This window comes from Pseudomonas sp. efr-133-TYG-5 (assembly GCF_030209175.1).
GTDB lineage: Bacteria > Pseudomonadota > Gammaproteobacteria > Pseudomonadales > Pseudomonadaceae > Aquipseudomonas.
The window spans coordinates 183,284-205,434 of record NZ_JARVSM010000003.1 but is presented as its reverse complement, the minus strand read 5'-3'; the positions used below and the strand labels follow the sequence as shown (position 1 = coordinate 205,434).

The window sequence follows — 22,151 nt, the reverse complement described above, 5'->3', positions numbered from 1 at the left end:
TGACAGCTCCCTTCGATCTGTCCGCAACGGCATCTCCACTCAAGCAGAAATGACCGCTCGTCTCAACCCGGACTTTAGACCGATAGCGTCTAGGAACTAGTCTCGCCGGTCATAATTAACCTGACTCATTGTGATTTACAGAGTTCCACCCCATTTCAGCGTGTAGGCTGCCCCCATCCCTGCGGACAAGTGTGAACCGAATGATCCCGATGCTTTCCTCGCGCCATCGCCGCGCCCTGCGCCTGACCAGTCACTTCCTCGTGCCGTATCGCTGGCATGCCTTTGGCGCGCTGCTGGCATTGATCGTCACGGCGGGCATTACCCTGTCGATGGGGCAGGGCATTCGCCTGCTGGTGGATCAGGGCTTCATGACGCAGTCGCCGCACCTGCTCAACCAGTCGATCGGCTTGTTCATGGTGCTGGTACTGGGGCTGGCGATGGGTACGTTTGCGCGGTTCTACTTGGTGTCGTGGATCGGCGAGCGCGTTGTCGCGGACATTCGGCGGCAGGTGTTCAACCACTTGGTGTATCTGCATCCCGGGTTCTACGAGGACAATCGCAGCTCGGAGATCCAGTCGCGGCTGACCGCCGACACCACGTTGCTGCAATCGGTGATTGGCTCTTCGCTGTCGCTGTTCCTGCGCAATCTGCTCATGGTGATCGGCGGGATCGTGCTGCTGTTCATCACCAACCCCAAGCTCACCAGCATCGTGGTGATCGCGCTGCCGCTGGTCATCGCGCCGATCCTGCTGTTCGGCCGGCGCGTGCGCAGCCTGTCACGGCTGAGTCAGGACCGGATCGCCGACATCGGCAGCTACGTCTCGGAAACGCTCGGCCAGATCAAGACCGTGCAGGCCTACAACCATCAGGTACAGGATGAGCAACGCTTCGCCAGCACGGTCGAGCAGGCGTTCGAAACGGCGCGCAAGCGCATCTTCCAGCGCGCCTGGCTGATCACGCTGGTGATCGTGCTGGTCCTCGGCGCCGTTGCGGTGATGCTGTGGGTGGGCGGGATGGACGTGATGGCCGGGCGGATTTCCGCCGGCGAGCTGGCCGCCTTCGTCTTCTACAGTCTGATCGTCGGCAGCGCCTTCGGTACGCTGAGCGAAGTGATCGGCGAGTTGCAGCGGGCCGCTGGCGCTGCCGAGCGCATCGCCGAACTGCTGCGTTCGGAAAATATCATTCAGCCGCCGACCTCCGGCCTGGTCACCTTGCCGCCGCGCGTGAAAGGCGAACTGCAGCTGCAGGACGTGCGCTTTTCCTACCCGTCGCGGCCGGAAAGCTACGCGGTTGACGGCCTCAGTCTGAGCGTCAGGGCGGGTGAAACACTTGCTCTGGTCGGCCCGTCCGGTGCCGGTAAATCGACGGTGTATGACCTGTTGCTGCGCTTCTACGATCCCGCAGAAGGGCGGATCCTGATCGATGGCGTGCCGCTGACCCGCCTCGACCCGCTCGACCTGCGGCGCTGTTTCGCCCTGGTTTCGCAGACGCCGGCGCTGTTCTTCGGCAGCGTTGAGGACAACATCCGCTACGGCTGCCCTGGCGCGACGCTGGAGCAGGTCCGGGAAGCGGCCAGAATCGCCCATGCGCACGATTTCATCGAGCAGATGCCCGATGGTTACCAGACCCATCTGGGCGACGGCGGCCTCGGCCTGTCCGGCGGCCAGCGCCAACGCCTGGCCATCGCCCGCGCGCTGCTGGTGGATGCGCCGATCCTGCTGCTGGACGAAGCCACCAGCGCCCTCGACGCGCAAAGCGAACATCTGATCCAGCAGGCGCTGCCCAGCCTGATGCACAACCGCACCACCCTGGTGATCGCCCACCGACTGGCCACCGTGAAAAACGCCGACCGGATTGCGGTGATGGACCAAGGCAGGCTGGTGGCGGTGGGCACGCACCAGGAACTGATCGCGAGCAATCCGCTGTATGCGCGGTTGGCGGCGCTGCAGTTCAGTGATGGAAAGCACGGTATGAGCGACCTGTAGGAGCCGCCGCAGGCCACGATTTTTTGATCTGGCTGAAAAAATGCCCGCATTTCCATGCGGGCATTTTGTGTGAAAGCACAATCAAAAGGTCGCGGTCTGCGGCCGCGCCCGTGCAACCGGGCATTACCGGTTACTGATCGTCAAAGTACCGCTCATGCCAATCCACCAGCGGTTGCGGGGCGTTGAGTTTCTGCCCGTAGATCACCGAGTACGACAGCACGTTCTGCACGTACTGGCGGGTTTCGTCGAACGGGATGCTTTCCACCCACACGTCGAAGCTCAGGTGGTCGGCGCCGCGCAGCCACTGGCGCACACGGCCCGGGCCGGCGTTGTAGGCGGCGGAGGCGAGCACACGGTTGCCGTTGAACTGGCTGTGCACCTGGCTCAGGTAGGCGGCGCCCAGCTGGATGTTCTTGTCCGGATCGAGCACCTGCTGCGGCGAGGCCAGCGGAATGCTGAACTTGCGCGCGGTTTCCTTGGCGGTACCGGGCATCAGTTGCATCAGGCCACTGGCGCCGACGCCGGAGCGGGCGTCGTCCATGAAGGCGCTTTCCTGGCGGGTGATGGCGAACACCCAGCTCGAGTGCAGGCCGCGGACCTTGGCTTCGCGCACTAGCGTGTCGCGGTGGGCCATCGGGAAGCGGATGTCGAGGTCGTCCCAGTACTGCGCCTGGCTGATGGTGCGGATCGCCGGGAAGTACCATTTCAGGTCGTAGGCCAGTTTCGCCTGGGCGACCATTTCGTCACGGTTGAAATGGCGGCTGACGTGATACCACTCGCGACGGCCGTCGACGATCTGCCCGCGGGCGTGGAATTCCAGGGCGCGACGTACGCCGGGGGTATTGCGCACCTTGTTGATGGTGGCCTGGCTGAGCACCAGCGGCTTGTTGACCAGCGAATACGGCAGCTGCGAGCGGTCGGCGGCAAGGAATCCGTAGAAATCCCGCTCCTTCGCCAGATTCTTGTACAGCGTCTGCGCTTCCGGGTTCTGCGGCTGCGCCAGTTCCAGGCTGCGGGCCTGCCAGTAGCGCCAACGGTTGGTGGTCGCCAGATCCTGCGGCAGGCGGCGGGTCAGCTGATAGGCATCGTCCCAGCGCGCCAGGCGCAGCAACAGGCGCAGGCGCCATTCGGACACGGTGTTGTCGCGCAGTTCCGGATCGTATTTGGTCATCACCTCGAGCGCGCGGCTGTCGAAACGCCGGGCCAGGGTCAGGCCGATTTCCCGGGCGATCGCGACTTTTTCGTCGCGGGAGAAGTGCATGCTGCTGGCGTAGCCGTCGAGCAGCGCCATGGCCTTGTCCGGGTCCTGGCGGGCGAGGCGGCGCAGGCCGAGGCTGACCACGTCGGACATTGGCTCGTCGGCCGGCGTAAAACGCGACGGTTGATTGAGCAGTTCCGGTTTTTGCGCCACATCCACCAGCAGGCGCCCGCGCGGGGCGAGGGTGGTCAAGCCATTGACCAGGCTGTTGGCCAGTGGGTAGTTGCGTGCCTGGGCGGCGAGCTTGGTGCGTTCCCAGCGTTTCTGCTCGGTCAACTGGCCATCGGCGGCCCAGAGCCCGAACAGCGCGTCACAGGCCTGCGGTTGCGATTTGCCGGTCAGCCACAGTTTGTCGGCATTGGCGTACCCCTCGGCCTTGCGGCCGCTGCTGATCTGATACTGCGCATTGAGGCAGTCCAGTTCGGTGAAGTTGAGTTTCGGGTCGTAATACTTGACGAAGGTTGCCCAGTCGCCGCGGTCGGCCAGCCAGCGCAACCAGCGCAATTTCATCCAGTTGGCCTGGGGCAGGTCGCCATGTTCGGCGAGGAATTTCTCGATCTCGGCGTTGCTCGCGGTTTTCAGCCGGGCGGTCAGTTCGTCGTAGGCCAGGTACGGCTCCAGCGGATAATCAGCCAGGGCCTGGCTGTAGCGAAAGTACGGGCCGCTATCGCCCTTGGCCAGGGCGCGCTTGGCTTCATCGTAGTACTGGCGTTGGGTGGACAGGTCCACCGCCTGGGCGGATTGAGCGGCAGCGGCGGTAAGAAGCAAACAGGACAAAACACTGAGAAGGCGACTGCGCATGAGACATCCGGGCAGAGAAATCATGACAAGTGCCGACCATCGAACCGGCACTGAATTGTCTGTAGCTTAGCCTTTTGCCAGCAGGCGGCGAAAGCTTTGCCGGCCTTGCAGCACAAGTTCGCAACAAATGTTATGCAGAGTGCGTCAACGGCGAAATTGCCGGCCTGTTGGGGCCTCGATTCAGGTAGAATGCGCGCCCGGTTTTTGGAGAAGCTCATGACCCTGCTCAAATTCAGCGATGTGTCCCTTGCATTCGGCGCGATGCCGTTGTTGGACAAGGTGTCCTGGCAGATCGCCCGTGGTGAGCGGGTGTGCATCATCGGCCGCAACGGCACTGGCAAGTCCAGCATGATGAAACTGGTCAAGGGCGACCAGAAGCCTGATGACGGCTCGGTGTGGCGTGCCCCCGGTCTGAAAATCGGTGAATTGCCCCAGGAATTGCCGGTGGCCGACGAGCGGACTGTGTTCGACGTGGTGGCCGAGGGCCTGGATGGCGTGGGCGCGCTGCTCGCCGAATACCATCACCTGAGCCAGAACATCGTCACCGACGCCGATCTGGACAAACTGATGCACGTCCAGCACGACCTCGAGGCCCGCGATGGCTGGCGCCTGCAGACTCTGGTCGACAGCACCTTGAGCCGCCTGCAGTTGCCGGCCGACAAGACCCTCGCCGAGTTGTCCGGTGGCTGGCGGCGGCGTGTGCTGCTGGCGCAGGCACTGGTGTCCGAGCCGGACCTGCTGCTGCTCGACGAACCGACCAACCACCTGGATATCGGGGCGATCGCCTGGCTCGAAGAAGCGCTGAAGGATTTCCAGGGCGCCGTGCTGTTCATCACGCACGACCGTTCCTTCCTGCAGAACCTCGCCACGCGCATTCTCGAGCTGGATCGTGGCGGCCTGATCGACTGGAACGGCGACTACGCCAGTTTCCTCGTGCACAAGGAAGCGGCACTGGCCGCCGAAGAAACCGCCAACGCGCTGTTCGACAAGCGCCTGGCCCAGGAAGAAGTGTGGATCCGCCAGGGCATCAAGGCCCGCCGTACCCGTAACGAAGGCCGTGTGCGCGCCCTGAAGGCCCTGCGTGTCGAGCGCAGCGAACGTCGCGAGCGCACCGGCAAGGCCAATATCCAGCTGGAAACCGCCGAGAAGTCCGGCAAACAGGTGATGGTGCTGGACAACGTCAACTTCGCGCACCCGGGCGGTCCGTTCCTGATTCGCGATTTTTCCATGGTCCTGCAGCGCGGCGACCGGATCGGCCTGCTCGGCGCCAACGGCACCGGCAAGACCACGCTGCTGAAACTGATGCTCAGCGGCCTGCAGCCCACCAGCGGCAAGGTGGAAGAGGGCACCCGGATCGACGTGGCCTACTTCGACCAGTTGCGCCATCAGCTGGATCTGGAAAAGACCGTGATCGACAACGTCGCCGAAGGTCGCGACTTCATCGAGATCGACGGCCAGAGCCGGCATGTCCTGAGCTACCTCGGCGACTTCCTGTTCAGCCCGCAGCGCGCCCGTACCCCGGTGAAGGCGCTGTCCGGTGGCGAGCGTGCACGTCTGCTGCTGGCCAAGCTGTTCAGCAAGCCGGCAAACCTGCTGGTGCTCGACGAACCGACCAACGACCTCGACGTGGAAACCCTCGAGCTGCTCGAAGAAGTGCTGTTGACCTTCAATGGCACCGTGCTGATGGTCAGCCACGACCGGGCATTCCTCGACAACGTGGTCACCAGTACGCTGGTCTTCGAAGGTGAAGGCAAGGTCCGCGAATACGTCGGTGGCTATCAGGACTGGATCCGTCAGGGCGGTTCGCCGCGCCTGTTGGGCGTGACCGAAAGCAAGTCCGGCAAGGCCGACCTGAATTCGGCCGTGGTCACTGCCGAGCCGGCGCCCGTCGCTGCCCCGGCGGCTGCTCCTGCGGCGAAGAAGAAGCTCAGCTACAAGCTGCAGCGCGAGCTGGAAGCCCTGCCGGGCGACATCGACGCCAAGGAACAGCAGATCGCTGCGGTCGAGGCCGAGATGGCCGAAGCCGGTTTCTATCAGCGGCCGCCAGCCGAGACGGCCAAGGTGATTGCTTTGCTGGAGCAGTTGCAGGCCGAACTGGATGCACTGGTTGAGCGTTGGGCCGAGCTGGATGCCTGATTGAGCGAGCCATGAAAAAGCCCGGCCTCATGTGAATGAGGCCGGGCTTTTCATATGTGTGCCGGGGCTGGCCGACGCACGACAGGCAATATCAGCGTTTGACCAGATGCACCGCCAGCACATCGCACGGCGCGCCATGCAGCACATCATTGGCTGTCGAGCCGAGCAGCAACGCCAGGCCATGGCGGCCGTGGCTGCCGACCACGATCAGGTCACACTGCTGCTCCTTGGCGAAGTGGTGGATTTCCTGGCGTGGCTGGCCGTAGGTGAGGTGGCAGTTGGCGCCCTCGAGTTCGGAGTACTTGAGCTTGAGGCGCTCCAGACGCTCCTTGGCCTGGTCGAACTGCTGTTGTTGCAGTTGTGACAGATCCATTGGCACGTCTCCGCCGAAGGCCATGGCCATCGGTTCGACGATATGCACCAGCGACAGCTTGGCGCCATTGCTCACCGACAGCTCGCGGGCGCGGTGAATCACAGGGTCGCACTCTTCGGTCAGATCTACGGCGACCAGGATATGGTTGTAGGGCATGAGGTGCTCCTCGTGAGGGTTCATTATTGTTAAGTATGGCTGGTTTCAAGCGCATTGGTTCCAAAGCGGCACAATGGGCTCATGCAGAGTCGGGAGTACAGATATGACGGTCTGGTTGGTGGTGTCAATCCTGCTGGTGGTACTCAGTCCGCTGGCCTGGTTACGCCCGTCGCGGGTACAGAGCGGGCGCATGGCCCTGCGCATGGAGGCCCGGCGTCTCGGTCTGGCCATGCAGCTGGCCCCTCAGGAATGGCCGCACTGGCTGGCCCAGGAGCCGCCGAACCCGTGTGCGCAGTACCATCGGCCGCGGCGTGGCAAGCAGCCGGCGTGCTGGACGTACTGGCAGAAGTCCCCGGGCGTGTGGGTCAATCAGTGGCAGGAAGTCTGTGAGGATCCGCTGCTGCTCAATCATTTCGAAAAATTGCCGGGCAATGTTTTCAAGGTCGAGGCGGACAAACAGATGATCGCCCTGTACTGGGGCGAGAAGGGTGAGGCGACGGTTTTGCAGGATATCGACGCAACGCTGAAAGCGCTGGCATGACGGGCGGATATTTCGTGCTGCAACGGTGCGAAATGTCCGGCAGACGCGCAATAAAAAGCCCGACATGATGCATCGGGCGGGGTTGGCCAGGCAGGCCGGAAAATCTCTGTTCGAGGCGATTGCCGTGCGGCCACCGGAGCGTTTTTCCCTCGTAGTCCTGCCAGCGTAGCCTGTTAAACAGGGCTTGCCGGGAATTAGGGCGACTTTTCTAACTATTAATCCTATGAATGCCTGCACATGCCGGTGCATGTGGCTGGGTTGCGTCCTACAGAAATGACCGCAAAGTCGCATTTCAACCTGTATTTTGGGCGATTGACAATTGTCGGAAATTCCGTGAAGGTGGCGTACCCAAATCAAACGGGCGTATGAATTGAGCGTTTGTATTGCAAGCGGCTCCTACAGATTCCCGACTATCGCGTTGGCGGGTGTGCCGGGTGGATTGGCGTTAGCATCGACGAAAAAACGTCCTGCCGAGCCATTCGCCTGCGTCCGACGTGTACTGTTCAGCTTCCATATCGTGGAGATCAGTTGATGATTTACGAAGGTAAAGCCATCACGGTTAAAGCTCTTGAAAGTGGCATCGTCGAATTGAAATTCGACCTCAAGGGTGAGTCCGTCAACAAGTTCAACCGTCTTACCCTGAACGAACTGCGTCAGGCCGTGGACACCATCAAGGCAGATGCTTCGATCAAGGGCGTGATCGTCAGCAGTGGCAAGGACGTCTTCATCGTCGGCGCCGACATCACCGAATTTGTCGACAACTTCAAGCTGCCGGATGCCGAGCTGGTTGCTGGCAATCTCGAAGCCAACAAGATCTTCAGCGATTTCGAAGACCTCAACGTGCCGACCGTCGCTGCAATCAACGGCATCGCCCTGGGCGGCGGTCTGGAAATGTGCCTGGCGGCGGACTACCGCGTCATGTCCACCAAGGCCAAGATCGGCCTGCCGGAAGTCAAGCTGGGCATCTACCCGGGCTTCGGCGGTACCGTGCGTCTGCCGCGCCTGATCGGTGCCGACAACGCCATCGAGTGGATTGCCGCCGGCAAGGAAAACCGTCCGGAAGACGCGCTGAAAGTCGGCGCCGTCGATGCCGTGGTGGCTCCGGAGAAGCTGCAGGATGCCGCTCTTGAGCTGATCAAGCGCGCCATCTCCGGCGAGTTCGACTACAAGGCCAAGCGTCAGCCAAAACTTGAAAAACTCAAGTTGAACGCCATTGAACAAATGATGGCTTTCGAAACCGCCAAAGGTTTCGTGGCCGGTCAGGCTGGCCCGAACTACCCGGCTCCGGTCGAAGCGATCAAGACCATCCAGAAGGCCGCGAACTTCGCGCGTGACAAGGCCCTGGAAGTCGAAGCCGCCGGCTTCGTGAAACTGGCCAAGACCTCTGCTGCGCAGAGCCTGATCGGTCTGTTCCTGAACGATCAGGAACTGAAGAAGAAGGCCAAGGCCTACGACGAAATCGCCAAGGACGTGAAGCAGGCCGCCGTACTGGGCGCCGGCATCATGGGTGGCGGTATCGCCTATCAGTCGGCTTCCAAAGGTACGCCGATCCTGATGAAGGACATCAACGAGCACGGTATCGAGCAGGGTCTGGCCGAAGCCGCCAAACTGCTGGTCGGCCGCGTCGACAAGGGCCGCATGACCGCCGCGAAAATGGCTGAAGTGCTCAACGGCATTCGTCCGACCCTGTCCTACGGCGACTTCGGTCACGTCGACCTGGTGGTCGAAGCCGTGGTCGAGAATCCGAAGGTCAAGCAAGCCGTGCTGGCCGAAGTCGAAGACAAGGTCAAAGAGGACACCATCCTCGCGTCCAACACCTCGACCATTTCCATCAGCCTGCTGGCCAAGGCCCTCAAGCGTCCGGAAAACTTCGTCGGCATGCACTTCTTCAACCCGGTGCACATGATGCCGCTGGTGGAAGTGATCCGTGGCGAGAAGTCCAGCGAGCTGGCGATTGCCACCACCGTTGCCTACGCCAAGAAAATGGGCAAGAACCCGATCGTCGTCAACGACTGCCCGGGCTTCCTGGTCAACCGCGTCCTGTTCCCGTACTTCGGCGGTTTCGCCAAGCTGGTCAGCGCCGGTGTGGACTTCGTCCGCATCGACAAGGTCATGGAAAAATTCGGCTGGCCGATGGGCCCGGCGTACCTGATGGACGTGGTCGGCATCGACACCGGTCACCACGGTCGCGACGTCATGGCTGAAGGTTTCCCGGATCGCATGAAGGATGACCGTCGTTCGGCCATCGACGTGCTGTACGAAGCCAAGCGCCTGGGTCAGAAGAACGGCAAGGGCTTCTACGCCTACGAGGCCGACAAGAAAGGCAAGCAGAAGAAAGTCGCCGACCCGTCGGTACTGGAAGTGCTCAAGCCGATCGTCTACGAGCAGCGCGAAGTCACTGACGAAGACATCATCAACTGGATGATGATCCCGCTGTGCCTGGAAACCGTGCGTTGCCTGGAAGACGGCATCGTCGAAACCGCCGCCGAAGCCGACATGGGTCTGGTCTACGGTATTGGTTTCCCTCCATTCCGTGGCGGTGCGCTGCGCTACATCGATTCGATCGGTGTTGCCGAGTTCGTTGCCCTGGCCGACCAGTACGCTGATTTGGGCGCGCTGTACCACCCGACCGCGAAGCTGCGTGAAATGGCCAAGAACGGCCAGAGCTTCTTCGGTTAAGCGCCCCCAACTAGAGTGAGAGTGAACTTATGAGCTTGAATCCTAGAGACGTCGTGATTGTCGACTTCGGTCGTACTCCGATGGGCCGCTCCAAGGGCGGCATGCACCGCAACACCCGCGCCGAAGACATGTCGGCGCACCTGATCAGCAAACTGCTGGAACGCAACACCAAGGTCGACCCGAACGAAGTCGAGGACGTGATCTGGGGCTGCGTCAACCAGACCCTGGAGCAGGGCTGGAACATCGCGCGGATGGCGTCGCTGATGACCCAGATCCCGCACACCTCGGCCGGCCAGACCGTCAGCCGTCTGTGTGGTTCGTCGATGAGCGCACTGCACACCGCTGCGCAAGCGATCATGACCGGTAACGGTGACGTATTCGTGGTTGGCGGCGTCGAGCACATGGGCCACGTGAGCATGATGCACGGTGTCGATCCGAACCCGCACATGTCGCTGTACGCGGCAAAAGCCTCGGGCATGATGGGCCTGACCGCGGAAATGCTCGGCAAAATGCACGGCATCACCCGCGAACAGCAGGACGCTTTCGGCGTGCGCTCCCACCAGTTGGCCCACAAGGCAACCGTGGAAGGCAAGTTCAAAGACGAAATCATCCCGATGCAGGGCTACGACGAGAACGGTTTCCTGAAACTGTTCGACTACGACGAAACCATTCGTCCGGAAACCACCCTGGAAAGCCTGGCGGCTCTGAAGCCGGCATTCAATCCAAAGGGCGGTACCGTGACTGCCGGTACGTCGTCGCAGATCACCGATGGTGCTTCGTGCATGATCGTGATGTCGGCGCAGCGTGCGCAGGACCTGGGTATCCAGCCTCTGGCGGTGATCCGCTCGATGGCGGTGGCCGGTGTGGATCCGGCAATCATGGGCTACGGTCCGGTGCCGGCCACCCAGAAAGCACTGAAGCGTGCGGGCCTGGGCATCAACGATATCGACTTCTTCGAGCTCAACGAAGCTTTCGCCGCACAGGCCCTGCCAGTGCTGAAAGATCTGAAAGTGCTCGACAAGATGAACGAGAAGGTTAACCTGCACGGCGGCGCGATCGCCCTGGGTCACCCGTTCGGTTGCTCCGGTGCACGGATTTCCGGCACCCTGCTCAACGTGATGAAGCAGAATGGCGGCACCTTCGGGGTGGCCACCATGTGCATTGGTCTCGGCCAAGGCATCTCCACCGTCTTCGAACGCGTTTAAGCGTCTCGTCGATGGAAGCCGGGGCCAAGTGCCCCGGTTTTTGTTTTTGCGGGTTTTTTGTTTTTATTTTGAAAAATATTTGAGTGAGGGCCGAAGCATGCCGATACAACCTGGGCTCTACCAACATTACAAAGGTCCGCAGTACCGCGTATTCAGTGTTGCGCGGCATTCCGAGACCGAGGAAGAAGTGGTCTTTTACCAAGCCCTGTATGGCGATTACGGCTTTTGGGTGCGTCCCTTGAGCATGTTTCTGGAGTCGGTCGAGGTTGACGGCGAGCAGGTGCCACGCTTTGCTTTGGTGCAGGCCGAACCGAGCCTTTTTTCCAAGGCATGAGGCGAGTGCGCACAGAACCCTGTGCTTGACCTCACCTTGTATCAACTATATATAGCGGTGCCGCGTCAGGCGCCAACCGCCTTTCACTTCTAGAATTCAGGAATTTTCTGATCCATGGGCAAATCGCTGGTCATTGTGGAATCCCCGGCTAAGGCCAAGACCATCAACAAGTATCTGGGCAACCAATACGTGGTGAAGTCGAGTATCGGCCATATCCGAGACCTGCCCACCAGCGGTTCGGCTAGCGCCAGCAAAGAGCCAGCCGCCAAGCGCGGCAAGGCTGCCGCGGGCGAAGGGCCGGTGCTCACGCCGAAAGAGAAGGCGCGCAAGCAGCTGGTTTCGCGCATGGGCGTCGATCCCGAGCATGGCTGGAAAGCCAAGTACGAGATCCTCCCGGGCAAGGAAAAGGTCATCGAAGAGCTGCGCCGGCTCGCCAAGGATGCTGACACCATCTATCTCGCAACCGACTTGGATCGCGAGGGGGAAGCCATTGCCTGGCACCTGCGCGAAGCCATCGGTGGCGACGACAGCCGCTACAAGCGTGTGGTGTTCAACGAAATCACCAAGAAGGCGATTCAGGAAGCCTTCTCCGAGCCGGGCGAGTTGGACATCGATCGGGTGAACGCCCAGCAGGCGCGGCGTTTTCTCGACCGCGTCGTCGGCTACATGGTGTCGCCGCTGCTGTGGGCGAAAATCGCCCGTGGCCTGTCCGCTGGCCGCGTGCAGTCGGTCGCGGTGAAGCTGGTGGTCGAGCGCGAGCGGGAAATCCGCGCGTTCATCCCGGAAGAATACTGGGAAGTGCACGCCGACCTTGGCACCGCCAAAGGATCGACCGTGCGTTTCGAAGTGGCCCGCGAGAAGGGTGAAGCGTTCAAGCCGTTGAACGAAGCCCAGGCCACCGCCGCGCTGGAGAAACTCAAGTCCTCCAGCTACAGCATCGTCAAGCGCGAAGACAAGCCGACCAGCAGCAAGCCGTCGGCGCCGTTCATCACCTCCACCCTGCAGCAGGCCGCGAGCAACCGCCTGGGCTTCGGCGTGAAGAAAACCATGATGATGGCCCAGCGTCTGTATGAAGCCGGCTACATCACTTATATGCGTACCGACTCGACCAACCTCTCGGCCGATGCCGTGGCGATGGCGCGCAGCTATATCGAAACCGAGTTCGGCAAGAAGTACCTGCCGGAAACGCCGAACGTCTACAGCAGCAAGGAAGGCGCACAAGAGGCTCACGAAGCGATTCGTCCGTCCGACGCCAACACCATTCCGAGCAAGCTGTCGGGCATGGAGCGCGACGCTGAGCGCCTCTACGAGCTGATCTGGCGCCAGTTCCTGGCCTGCCAGATGCTGCCGGCGCAATACCTGTCGACCACCGTCAGCGTCGCCGCTGGCGACTTCGAGCTGCGTGCCAAGGGCCGCATCCTCAAGTTCGACGGTTACACCCGCGTTCTGCCGCAGATCGCCAAGCCTGGCGATGACGACGTCTTGCCGGACATGGCGCAGGGCGACGTGATGAAGCTGATCAAGCTCGATCCGTCCCAGCACTTCACCAAGCCGCCGGCCCGTTATTCGGAAGCCAGCCTGGTCAAGGAAATGGAAAAACGCGGCATCGGTCGTCCATCGACCTACGCGGCGATCATTTCCACCATCCAGGACCGCGGCTACGTGACCCTGCACAACCGTCGTTTCTATTCGGAAAAGATGGGCGATATCGTCACCGAGCGTCTGTCGGAGAGCTTCTCCAATCTCATGGACTACGGCTTCACCGCCGGCATGGAAGAGAACCTCGATGACGTCGCCCAGGGCGAGCGCGACTGGAAAAACGTGCTGGACGAGTTCTACGGCGACTTCAAGAAAAAGCTCGAAGTTGCAGAGAGCCCGGAAGACGGCATGCGTGCCAACCAGCCGGTGATGACCGATATTCCGTGCACCACCTGCGGTCGTCCGATGCAGATCCGTACGGCTTCGACCGGCGTGTTCCTTGGCTGCTCGGGCTACAGCCTGCCGCCGAAAGAGCGCTGCAAGGCGACCGTCAACCTGGTGCCTGGCGATGAAATCGCCGCGGACGATGAAGGCGAATCGGAATCCCTGGTGTTGCGCGGCAAGCATCGCTGCCCGATCTGCAGCACGGCAATGGATGCCTACCTGCTCGACGAGAAGCGCAAGCTGCACATCTGCGGTAACAACCCGGATTGCGCCGGCTACGAAATCGAAGAGGGCAGCTACCGCATCAAGGGCTACGAAGGTCCGAGCCTGGAATGCGACAAGTGCGGCAGCGAGATGCAGCTCAAGACCGGCCGTTTCGGCAAGTTCTTCGGTTGCACCAACCCGACGTGCAAGAACACCCGCAAACTGCTCAAGAGCGGTGACGCTGCGCCACCGAAGATGGACCCGGTGAAGATGCCGGAGCTCAAGTGCGAGAAGGTCAACGACACGTACATCCTGCGTGACGGTGCCTCCGGCCTGTTCCTGGCGGCCAGTCAGTTCCCGAAAAACCGCGAGACCCGTGCTCCGCTGGTGATCGAGATTCTGCCGCACAAGGACGAAATCGATCCGAAGTACCACTTCCTGTGCGACGCGCCGCAGAAGGATCCTGATGGCCTGCCAGCCGTGATCCGCTACAGCCGAAAGACCAAGGAGCAGTACGTGCAGACCGAAGTCGACGGCAAGCCGACGGGCTGGAAAGCCTTCTACGATGGTGGCAAGTGGACGGTTGAAGACAAGCGTCCGGCCAAGGCTGCCAAGGCTTGAACGCAGTCTGAGCTGAAACCGGGCTGACCAGCTCCTCTGGAGCAGGGCCGGCGCCTGCGACAAGGCCGCATGAACACCTCAGGGTTTTCATGCGGCCTTTTTGTTTTGTGCTTGCGGTCGGATCGGCTGATCCACGACACTGTCCGGCCTGTGTGAAGCAATTATTTCGTTGTGGAGAGTGCCGTCATGGCTCACGAACTCTATACCCGTACCAATCAGAAGATCTATTTTGCCGGTCTGTCGCTCGAGGCCCTGGCCAAGGCGGAAGAGGGGCGGGCGATGAATTCACTGGCGCTGATCCAGGCCGGGCGGGAGTCGGCGCTGTTTCACCTGTACGGTGCTCTGCTCGGGCTCTGTCATGAAATCGCCGGGTTCTACCGCTTGCCCCAGGCCAACGCGCAGCGTGCCGAAGAGCTGTTGAAGCGTGAAGTGCTGGAGTCGATCGCGATTCCGGAGCTGGGCGAAATGATCGAGCTGGCGGGAAACCCGGAAACCTGGCTCGCCCGTTTGCTGGTGGCGCATTCGGCGCTGTTCCAACCGCCGCGAGTGCCGCACAAACCCAAGGGTGATGTCACGCAGCCGTTGATTCAGGCCGTCAATCTGGACGAAGAGCCAGTGCCGCAAGAGCTGAGTCGTGAAGAACTGGAGGCTTGGCGGCAGCATCTCAAAAGCCTGGCCATTCGCTTTCGCGAAGGCTTGAACGAGTGCTGATGAGCGTTGGGATGGTCGCATCCTGCTGCATGCTGCTGGTCAAGATCCCGAGCGAAGCCTGAATGATGTCTATATAATCCCTGCCTTTCGTGGAGAACAGACCTATATGCCAACGTCCTTTCTAGAAATTGTCGAGTTGCCAGACGGCCGTATTGAGCTGCGCAGGGCTGAGGATGAGGGTTCCCTGGTTACTCTGGATTTCTCCGAGGATGCCAAGGCGTTCCTGCAAGGTCAGCACGTTGAAATTGCCAAGGCGATGTTGAGTGTCGGCGTTCAGATGGCCGGTCGCATGGTCGAAGGCGAGTTTGAAAAAGACGAGGGGCAGCGGGTTCTTCATTGAGTCCCGCCTGTCGGCGTTTGCCGTTACTGCTACAGATCGGCTTCTCTGTCCCTGGAGAAGCCCTGCGCTTTACACAGCGCGCGTTACCAGTGAATCAGCCCAGACGAATATTCAGGCTCTGAGCGTCGCCGATGCGGGCCGCGCCGATCAACTGTTGCCGTGAGCTGCTGTTCAACGGGTTGAGCCAGGTCACCACGGTGTGGCTGCGGCCAAGGCGCAGCGCTTCACAGGCCAGTTGCTGGGCGCTTTGCATGCCGCGTGGCTGCAGCAGGAGAATGCGCTCGCGGTTGAGGCCGGCGTCCCGCAGCCAGGCTTGGGTCAGGCTGGCGGGCGGGGCGATCAGGGTCAGCCAGCGTGCATCCTGGTCTTCGCTCAACTCGCGAAGGATGGGGGCCAGCAGGTTCAGGCAGTTCCCGGCCGCACCGCGCAATGACAGTTCACTGAATACTTCGGGCTGGATATTCCACGGGCGCTCGACTACGTCGTTGAGAATCGGGGCCAATGGCTGCGCCAGAAACGCATCGAATAACGGCAGTTGTGTTTGCTGGGGTGCGTGTGGGAACTGCATAAAGCCTCCTTTAGCGGCGAATGACGCCGACGCTCAAGCCTTCGATTACCAGTTCCTGATCTTTCAGGTTGACTTCGATAGGTGCGAACTCAGGGTTTTCGGCAATCAGCCAGACCTTGCTGCCATCACGCTTGAAGCGCTTGACGGTCACTTCGTCGCCAATGCGCGCGACGACGATCTGGCCATTGCGTGCTTCGCGGGTGGTGTGTACGGCGAGCAGGTCACCGTCGAAAATGCCGATGTCCTTCATGCTCATGCCGTGTACGCGCAACAGGTAGTCGGCGCGAGGATGGAAGAAGGCCGGGTTGATGTTGCAGGATTCTTCGATGTGCTGCTGGGCGAGAATGGGAGCGCCTGCGGCCACGCGGCCGATGATCGGCAGGGTGGACTCGTCGACCTTGGCTTCGAAGCCGGGGATGCGGATGCCGCGCGAGGCCCCAGGGGTCATCTCGATGGCGCCCTTGCGCGCGAGCGCCTTGAGGTGTTCTTCCGCGGCGTTGGGCGACTTGAAGCCCAGCTCCTGAGCGATTTCCGCACGGGTTGGCGGGTAGCCGTTGTCTTCGAGGCAACGTTTGATGAAGGCCAGAATCTCGGCTTGGCGTGGCGTCAGCTTTAGCATATTGATCGCTCTGTCTTTTTATACAGTGACTGGGATTATATACAGTGAACCGCGCTTGGCAATGCCCGTTTTTTTGCCAGCTGCCGGACGGTCGGAACAGCGGCTGATTCCTGCATTGCGCTTGTGTGGTTAAATATCTGACCGACCATTCCCAAAACGACCTCGCAAGCTTGACAACGCATAGGCTGAAACGTATGTTTCAAACAAGTGTTTGTCAGGCGGAGTAGCCATGGCCCAGTCGGAAACCGTTGAACGCATTCTTGATGCTGCGGAACAGTTGTTCGCGGAAAAAGGTTTCGCAGAAACCTCGTTGCGTCTGATCACCAGCAAGGCCGGGGTCAACCTGGCGGCGGTGAACTATCACTTCGGTTCGAAGAAAGCGCTGATCCAGGCGGTTTTCTCGCGCTTCCTCGGGCCGTTCTGCCTCAGCCTCGATAAGGAGCTGGAGCGCCGCCAGGCCAAGCCGGAAAACAAACCGACGCTGGAAGAGCTGCTGGAGATCCTCGTCGAGCAGGCGCTGGTGGTGCAGCCGCGCAGCGGCAATGACCTGTCGATCTTCATGCGCCTGCTGGGCCTGGCGTTCAGCCAGAGCCAGGGCCACTTGCGACGTTATCTGGAAGACATGTACGGCAAGGTGTTCCGCCGTTACATGCAACTGGTCAACGAAGCTGCACCGCGCATCCCGCCGATCGAGCTGTTCTGGCGCGTGCACTTCATGTTGGGGGCGGCCGCGTTCAGCATGTCCGGGATCAAGGCCCTGCGCGCGATTGCCGAGACCGATTTCGGCGTCAACACCTCTATCGAGCAGGTGATGCGCCTGATGGTGCCGTTCCTCGCCGCCGGCATGCGGGCCGAAACCGGCGTCACCGACGACGCCATGGCTGCCGCGCAGTTGCGCCCGCGCAGCAAGACCGCTGCGGCGGTGGCAAAAGCCTGACTGCAAACGGGTGGGCGCGGCAGCTGACATCCGCTAAGCTAGCCGCCCATGCCGACTCTCGTTCTGAACCCGTTCCCTATCGATATCGCCGACCTGTCGGGCTTGCGCCACGGCGGCGATCTCGTGTGGAACGGGTTTTTCGTTTTCAAGGAATCCCTATGACTGCTGGCCTGCAAGGCTCGTTGATGGTGGACGTCGCCGGTACCTGGCTGACGGCCGAAGATCGCCAATTGTTGCGTCAGCCCGAAGTGGGCGGCCTGATCATTTTTGCCCGCAACATCGAGCACCCGCGGCAGGTCCGCGAGTTGAGCGCGTCGATTCGCGCCATTCGCCCGGACTTGTTGCTGGCGGTGGATCAGGAGGGCGGTCGCGTGCAGCGCCTGCGTCAGGGTTTTGTGCGGCTGCCGGCGATGCGCGCCATCGCCGACAATCCCAACGCCGAATACCTGGCCGAGCAGTGTGGCTGGATCATGGCCAGCGAAGTGCTGGCGGTCGGCCTCGACCTGAGCTTCGCGCCGGTGCTGGATCTGGATTATCAGCGCAGCGCCGTGGTCGGCACGCGTGCGTTCGAGGGTAATCCGGAACGCGCCGCGCAGCTCGCTGGGGCGTTCATCCGGGGGATGAACGCGGCCGGGATGGCTGCTACTGGCAAGCACTTCCCCGGTCACGGCTGGGCCGAAGCCGATTCCCACGTAGCCATCCCCAATGACGAGCGCAGCCTCGACGACATCCGCGCCAACGACCTGGTGCCGTTCGCCCGGCTGAGCAAGCAGTTGGCCGCGGTCATGCCGGCCCATGTCATTTATCCGCAAGTGGACGCACAGCCTGCCGGATTCTCCCGGCGCTGGTTGCAGGACATCCTGCGTGGCGAATTGCAGTTCGATGGCGTGATTTTCAGCGATGACCTGTCGATGGCCGGGGCCCATGTGGTCGGCGATGCCGCCAGTCGTATCGAAGCGGCGCTCAGCGCCGGTTGCGACATGGGCCTGGTCTGTAACGATCGTGCCGCCGCCGAACTGGCCCTCAGCGCGGCGCAGCGTCTGAAGGTCAAGCCGTCGGCGCGTATCGCGCGGATGCGCGGCCAGGCTTACGCCAGCACCGAGTACCGCCAGGATCCGCGTTGGCTGACGGCCGTCGGCGCGCTGAAAGACGCTCAACTGATTGATTAAGGATTTTTCGCTATGACGGTTTACGCAATCATCGGTGGCACTGGCCTGACCCAGCTCGAAGGTTTGAGCATTCGCCAGTCGCTGGCCGTGGATACCCCTTACGGCGCGCCATCGGCCGACGTGCAGATTGGCGAATATGCCGGCAAGGAAGTGTTGTTCCTCGCCCGCCACGGCCATCCGCACCGCTTCCCGCCGCACAAGGTCAACTACCGCGCCAACCTGTGGGCGCTGAAGCAGGCCGGGGCCGAGGCGATCATCGCAGTGAATGCCGTGGGTGGGATTCATCCGGCGATGGGCACCGGTCATTTCTGTGTGCCGCATCAGATCGTCGACTACACCAGTGGCCGCGAGCACACCTTTTTCGCCGATGACCTGGAACAGGTCACTCATATCGACTTCAGCTTTCCCTACAGCGAGCCGCTGCGTCAGCAACTGATTGCCGCACTGGCCGCCGAAGGCTGTGAGTACAGCGACCAGGGCGTCTACGCCTGTACCCAGGGGCCGCGTCTGGAAACCGTGGCCGAGATCGTGCGCCTGGAGCGTGACGGTTGCGACATCGTCGGCATGACCGGCATGCCGGAAGCGGCGCTGGCCCGTGAGCTGGACCTGGATTACGCCTGCCTGGCGTTGGTGGTGAATCCGGCGGCGGGCAAGACCACGGCGGTGATCACCATGGCCGAAATCGAGCAGGCGCTGCATGACGGCATGGGCAAGGTGAAATCAACGTTGGCGCGGGTGCTCAAGGGCTGAGTCTGGCGCTGAACCGAGTCGACTTCATCGCTGGCCAGCCAGCTCCACAGGTTTTTGTATTGTTCACAAGATAGTGCTCAACCCAAACCACTGTGGGAGCTGGCTGGCCAGCGCTGGCTTTCTGGCTCGCGCTGAAGATCTCAACGCTTGTCGAGCTTATCCGGCAACGGCGCGAACAGCGCCTCGATATCATCGTTCTGCAGTTTCCAGTCCCCGGCCTTGCGCCCATCCAGCACGCCTGCTGCCAAGTCAGACTTTTCCTTCTGCAGGTGCTGAATCTTTTCCTCTACCGTGCCCCGAGCGATCATCTTGTAGACGAACACCGGCTTCTCCTGGCCGATCCGATAGGCGCGGTCGGTTGCCTGGTTCTCGGTGGCCGGGTTCCACCACGGGTCGTAGTGAATCACGGTGTCCGCTTCGGTCAGGTTCAGGCCGACGCCGCCAGCCTTCAGGCTGATCAGGAAAATCTGCCGCTTGCCGCTCTGGAATTCCTTCACCGGGGTGCGCCGGTCGCGTGTCTGGCCGGTGAGCAGGGCATAGGCGATGTTGCGTTTCTTCAACTCGTCCTCGATCAGCGCCAGCATCGAGGTGAACTGCGAGAACAGCAGGATCCGCCGGCCTTCCTCGAACAGCTCCTCGAGCATCTCCATCAGGCTGTCGAGCTTGCCCGAGGTGCTGCCGCGAGTGGGCAGGGTGGCGTCGTTGACCAGGCGCAGGTCACAGCAGACCTGACGCAGCTTGAGCAGCGCCTCGAGAATAATGATCTGGCTGCGCGCCACGCCTTTGCGGGTGATCTCGTCGCGGACTTTTTTGTCCATGGCCAGGCGCATGGTTTCGTACACATCGCGCTGGGCCTCGTTGAGGTCGACCCAGTGGATGATCTCGGTTTTCGGCGGCAGCTCGGTCGCGACTTGCTCTTTGGTGCGGCGCAACAGGAACGGCTTGATCCGACCGTTGAGGTGCTGCAGGCGGACTTCACTGGCGCGTTTTTCAATCGGCACGCGGTAATCGGCGTTGAAACTTTTAACGTCGCCGAGCCAGCCGGGCAACAGGAAATGAAACAGCGACCACAACTCGCCGAGGTGGTTTTCCAGCGGCGTGCCGCTCAGGCACAGACGCTGGCGGGCGTTGAGCTCGCGGGCCGCCTGGGCCGCTTTGCTGTTGGGATTCTTGATGTATTGCGCTTCATCCAGCACTAGCACGTGCAGCGGTTGCTGGGCGAGGCGTTCGACATCCTTGGGCAGCAGGGCATAGGTGGTGAGGATCAGATCGTAGTCGGCGAGATGTTCGAAGTGCTTTTTGCGGCTTGCACCGTACAGCGCGACCACCTTGAGCTGCGGGGTAAAGTGCGCCGCTTCGTCGAGCCAGTTCGGTATCAGGCTGGTGGGCATCACCACCATGCATGGGCGATCCAGGCGGCCGGCGTTTTTCTCGCTGAGAATGTGCGCCAGGGTCTGTAGGGTTTTGCCCAGGCCCATGTCGTCCGCGAGAATCCCGCCGACTTCGAGCTGGCGCAACGACTGCATCCAGCTCAGCCCCTCGAGCTGATAAGGCCGCAGCGTTGCGTTGAGACCCTTCGGCGCCTCGGCCGAGTAATCGCGGATATCGCGCAGGCGCTGGGCAAAGCTGCGAATCTGCTCGCCGCCTTCCCACAGCAGAGGAATGCCTTCCAGCGAGTTGAGGCGCGTGGCGTCGGCCTTGCTCAGGCGCAGGGTGGTTTCCCCCGGTTCCTGCAAATAGAACTCGCCCAGCGTCGCCAGCACCGGTTTCAGGCGACCGAGTGGCAGCGCGACCTGCAGCGGCCCGTGCTCGTTGTTGCGCTGCGGGATGTTGACCAGAATCAGCTCGTCGTCGCGGCGGCGCGCCAGGCGTTCCGGGTTGAGAATTTCCGTGTGCGAGCGCATCAGGTTGAGCAGGATCGGCAGCAGGCTCAGGCGCTCGCCATTGACGATGATCCCCAGTTCGAGGTCGAACCAGTCGCGCTCCGGGGCCTGTTCGACGGTGGCGTACCAGTCGTCGACGGCGGTCAGGTCGAAGCCGAAGTCATCGTCGATCAACAACTCCCAGCCCTGGCTGCGCAGCTTCGGCAGATCATTGAGGGTGAACGTCAGCCAGGCGCTGTCGTTGACCATCTCGTACAGTTCGCCGGCGCTTTCCGGCAGCGCCTTGCTCTGCCGGGTGGCGATGCGGAAACCGAGGATACGCAGTTGTTCGCGGTAGGTTTGCTCGACATCCGGGTGACGTTTGATCCGCAGGGTCTGGGTTTCCTGGCGAATCAGGATGTCGCTGTTTTTCTGCCCGCTGACGTATTCGTCGAGGTAGCTGAACGACAGCGCCGCGCGATGCTGGATATAGCGCTGCATCCGGCCATTGCGCGGCTCGAAGGCGCTGAACTCGACGCTCGCCAACCACAGGCGCGGCAGCGGTTGTACGTTGTCCACCAACACTTGCGGCGGGGCCTTGGGGCTGCGGTTTTCCAGGACAGCCTGGAGCTTTTCCAGCAGTTCGGCGTCCTTGGCGGCAGCGGGGTATTCGAGGGTTTCCTGCACTTGCAGCAGTACCGCTGCGCAGTGTTTGCAGTTGCTGTGAACCGGGCAGGTGCAGGTGGCATCGACCATCAGCAGTGTGCCTTTGGCCGACTCGCGCAGGCGAATCGTCTGACGGTAGACATTACCGCCGGAGCCTTCGCAACTGGCGGTGATGGTCGCATCGCCGACCTGGACGATGCGGACCCGGTTCTCCAGGGCGTAGCGCCGGCCGCGCTCCAGACTCTGTTCCTTGAATCGGCTGACCCAGGAGGGTGCCAACGGTTTACTCAGGGGCGGGGGCATAGGGACTTCG

The 22,151-nt window shown here is 61.6% G+C and carries 17 protein-coding genes; 12 read left to right on the top strand and 5 right to left on the bottom strand.

Annotation, left to right across the window (positions count from 1 at the left end; translation table 11 throughout):
* Positions 1-200 precede the first annotated feature (200 nt).
* Positions 201-1,985: an ABC transporter transmembrane domain-containing protein gene (locus QRN70_RS14665; RefSeq protein WP_285418719.1), complete on the top strand. Its 1,785-nt coding sequence runs from the start codon at positions 201-203 to the stop codon at positions 1,983-1,985.
* 130 nt (positions 1,986-2,115) lie between these two features.
* On the opposite strand, the gene QRN70_RS14660 is transcribed toward QRN70_RS14665, so the two are convergent.
* On the bottom strand, positions 2,116-4,044 hold the full coding sequence (locus tag QRN70_RS14660; protein ID WP_285418718.1) for a transglycosylase SLT domain-containing protein: 1,929 nt from the start codon (positions 4,042-4,044) through the stop codon (positions 2,116-2,118).
* A 216-nt stretch (positions 4,045-4,260) separates the two neighbouring features.
* Between QRN70_RS14660 and QRN70_RS14655 the strand changes: the two genes are divergently transcribed.
* Positions 4,261-6,180, top strand: a complete 1,920-nt coding sequence (locus QRN70_RS14655) for an ATP-binding cassette domain-containing protein (protein WP_285418717.1) — start codon at positions 4,261-4,263, stop codon at positions 6,178-6,180.
* A gap of 91 nt (positions 6,181-6,271) precedes the next feature.
* On the opposite strand, the gene QRN70_RS14650 is transcribed toward QRN70_RS14655, so the two are convergent.
* On the bottom strand, positions 6,272-6,709 hold the full coding sequence (locus QRN70_RS14650; protein WP_285418716.1) for a universal stress protein: 438 nt from the start codon (positions 6,707-6,709) through the stop codon (positions 6,272-6,274).
* A gap of 103 nt (positions 6,710-6,812) precedes the next feature.
* Between QRN70_RS14650 and QRN70_RS14645 the strand changes: the two genes are divergently transcribed.
* The 7 genes from QRN70_RS14645 to QRN70_RS14615 all read left to right on the top strand — a co-directional run bounded on the left by QRN70_RS14645 (position 6,813) and on the right by QRN70_RS14615 (position 15,267).
* On the top strand, positions 6,813-7,250 hold the full coding sequence (locus tag QRN70_RS14645; protein WP_285418715.1) for a hypothetical protein: 438 nt from the start codon (positions 6,813-6,815) through the stop codon (positions 7,248-7,250).
* Between the two features lie 531 nt (positions 7,251-7,781).
* Complete coding sequence (fadB, locus tag QRN70_RS14640; RefSeq protein WP_285418714.1) at positions 7,782-9,929, top strand: fatty acid oxidation complex subunit alpha FadB; 2,148 nt, start codon at positions 7,782-7,784, stop codon at positions 9,927-9,929.
* A 29-nt stretch (positions 9,930-9,958) separates the two neighbouring features.
* Positions 9,959-11,134 carry an acetyl-CoA C-acyltransferase FadA gene (gene fadA, locus QRN70_RS14635; protein ID WP_285418713.1) on the top strand — a complete coding sequence of 392 codons (1,176 nt, stop codon included), beginning with the start codon at positions 9,959-9,961 and terminating at the stop codon, positions 11,132-11,134.
* 97 nt (positions 11,135-11,231) lie between these two features.
* Positions 11,232-11,468, top strand: coding sequence for a DUF1653 domain-containing protein (locus QRN70_RS14630; protein WP_007910467.1), 237 nt, complete (start codon positions 11,232-11,234; stop codon positions 11,466-11,468).
* A gap of 114 nt (positions 11,469-11,582) precedes the next feature.
* The gene (gene topA, locus QRN70_RS14625; protein ID WP_285418712.1) at positions 11,583-14,216 is read left to right on the top strand and encodes a type I DNA topoisomerase; all 2,634 of its coding nucleotides are present in this window, start codon (positions 11,583-11,585) and stop codon (positions 14,214-14,216) included.
* A gap of 186 nt (positions 14,217-14,402) precedes the next feature.
* Positions 14,403-14,927, top strand: coding sequence for a DUF6586 family protein (locus QRN70_RS14620; protein ID WP_285418711.1), 525 nt, complete (start codon positions 14,403-14,405; stop codon positions 14,925-14,927).
* Between the two features lie 106 nt (positions 14,928-15,033).
* Positions 15,034-15,267, top strand: coding sequence for a hypothetical protein (locus tag QRN70_RS14615; RefSeq protein WP_285418710.1), 234 nt, complete (start codon positions 15,034-15,036; stop codon positions 15,265-15,267).
* A gap of 94 nt (positions 15,268-15,361) precedes the next feature.
* On the opposite strand, the gene sulA is transcribed toward QRN70_RS14615, so the two are convergent.
* Together sulA and lexA are read right to left on the bottom strand one after the other, a co-directional pair.
* Entirely contained in the window at positions 15,362-15,835 is a 474-nt protein-coding gene (gene sulA, locus QRN70_RS14610; protein WP_285418709.1) for an SOS-induced cell division inhibitor SulA, read from the bottom strand.
* 10 nt (positions 15,836-15,845) lie between these two features.
* Complete coding sequence (gene lexA / locus QRN70_RS14605) at positions 15,846-16,454, bottom strand: transcriptional repressor LexA (protein WP_007953044.1); 609 nt, start codon at positions 16,452-16,454, stop codon at positions 15,846-15,848.
* A 229-nt stretch (positions 16,455-16,683) separates the two neighbouring features.
* On the opposite strand from lexA, the gene QRN70_RS14600 reads away from it, so the two are divergent.
* The 3 genes from QRN70_RS14600 to QRN70_RS14590 all read left to right on the top strand — a co-directional run bounded on the left by QRN70_RS14600 (position 16,684) and on the right by QRN70_RS14590 (position 19,310).
* Positions 16,684-17,391 carry a TetR/AcrR family transcriptional regulator gene (locus QRN70_RS14600; RefSeq protein ID WP_285418708.1) on the top strand — a complete coding sequence of 236 codons (708 nt, stop codon included), beginning with the start codon at positions 16,684-16,686 and terminating at the stop codon, positions 17,389-17,391.
* Between the two features lie 158 nt (positions 17,392-17,549).
* Positions 17,550-18,560 (top strand): beta-N-acetylhexosaminidase, encoded by a 1,011-nt coding sequence (gene nagZ / locus QRN70_RS14595; protein WP_285418707.1) that lies wholly within the window; start codon positions 17,550-17,552, stop codon positions 18,558-18,560.
* Positions 18,561-18,572: 12 nt separating this feature from the next.
* Positions 18,573-19,310, top strand: a complete 738-nt coding sequence (locus QRN70_RS14590; protein WP_285418706.1) for an S-methyl-5'-thioinosine phosphorylase — start codon at positions 18,573-18,575, stop codon at positions 19,308-19,310.
* Positions 19,311-19,450: 140 nt separating this feature from the next.
* Here the strand turns inward: QRN70_RS14590 and QRN70_RS14585 are convergent, their stop codons facing one another.
* Positions 19,451-22,141: a DEAD/DEAH box helicase gene (locus QRN70_RS14585; RefSeq protein WP_285418705.1), complete on the bottom strand. Its 2,691-nt coding sequence runs from the start codon at positions 22,139-22,141 to the stop codon at positions 19,451-19,453.
* Positions 22,142-22,151 lie beyond the last annotated feature (10 nt).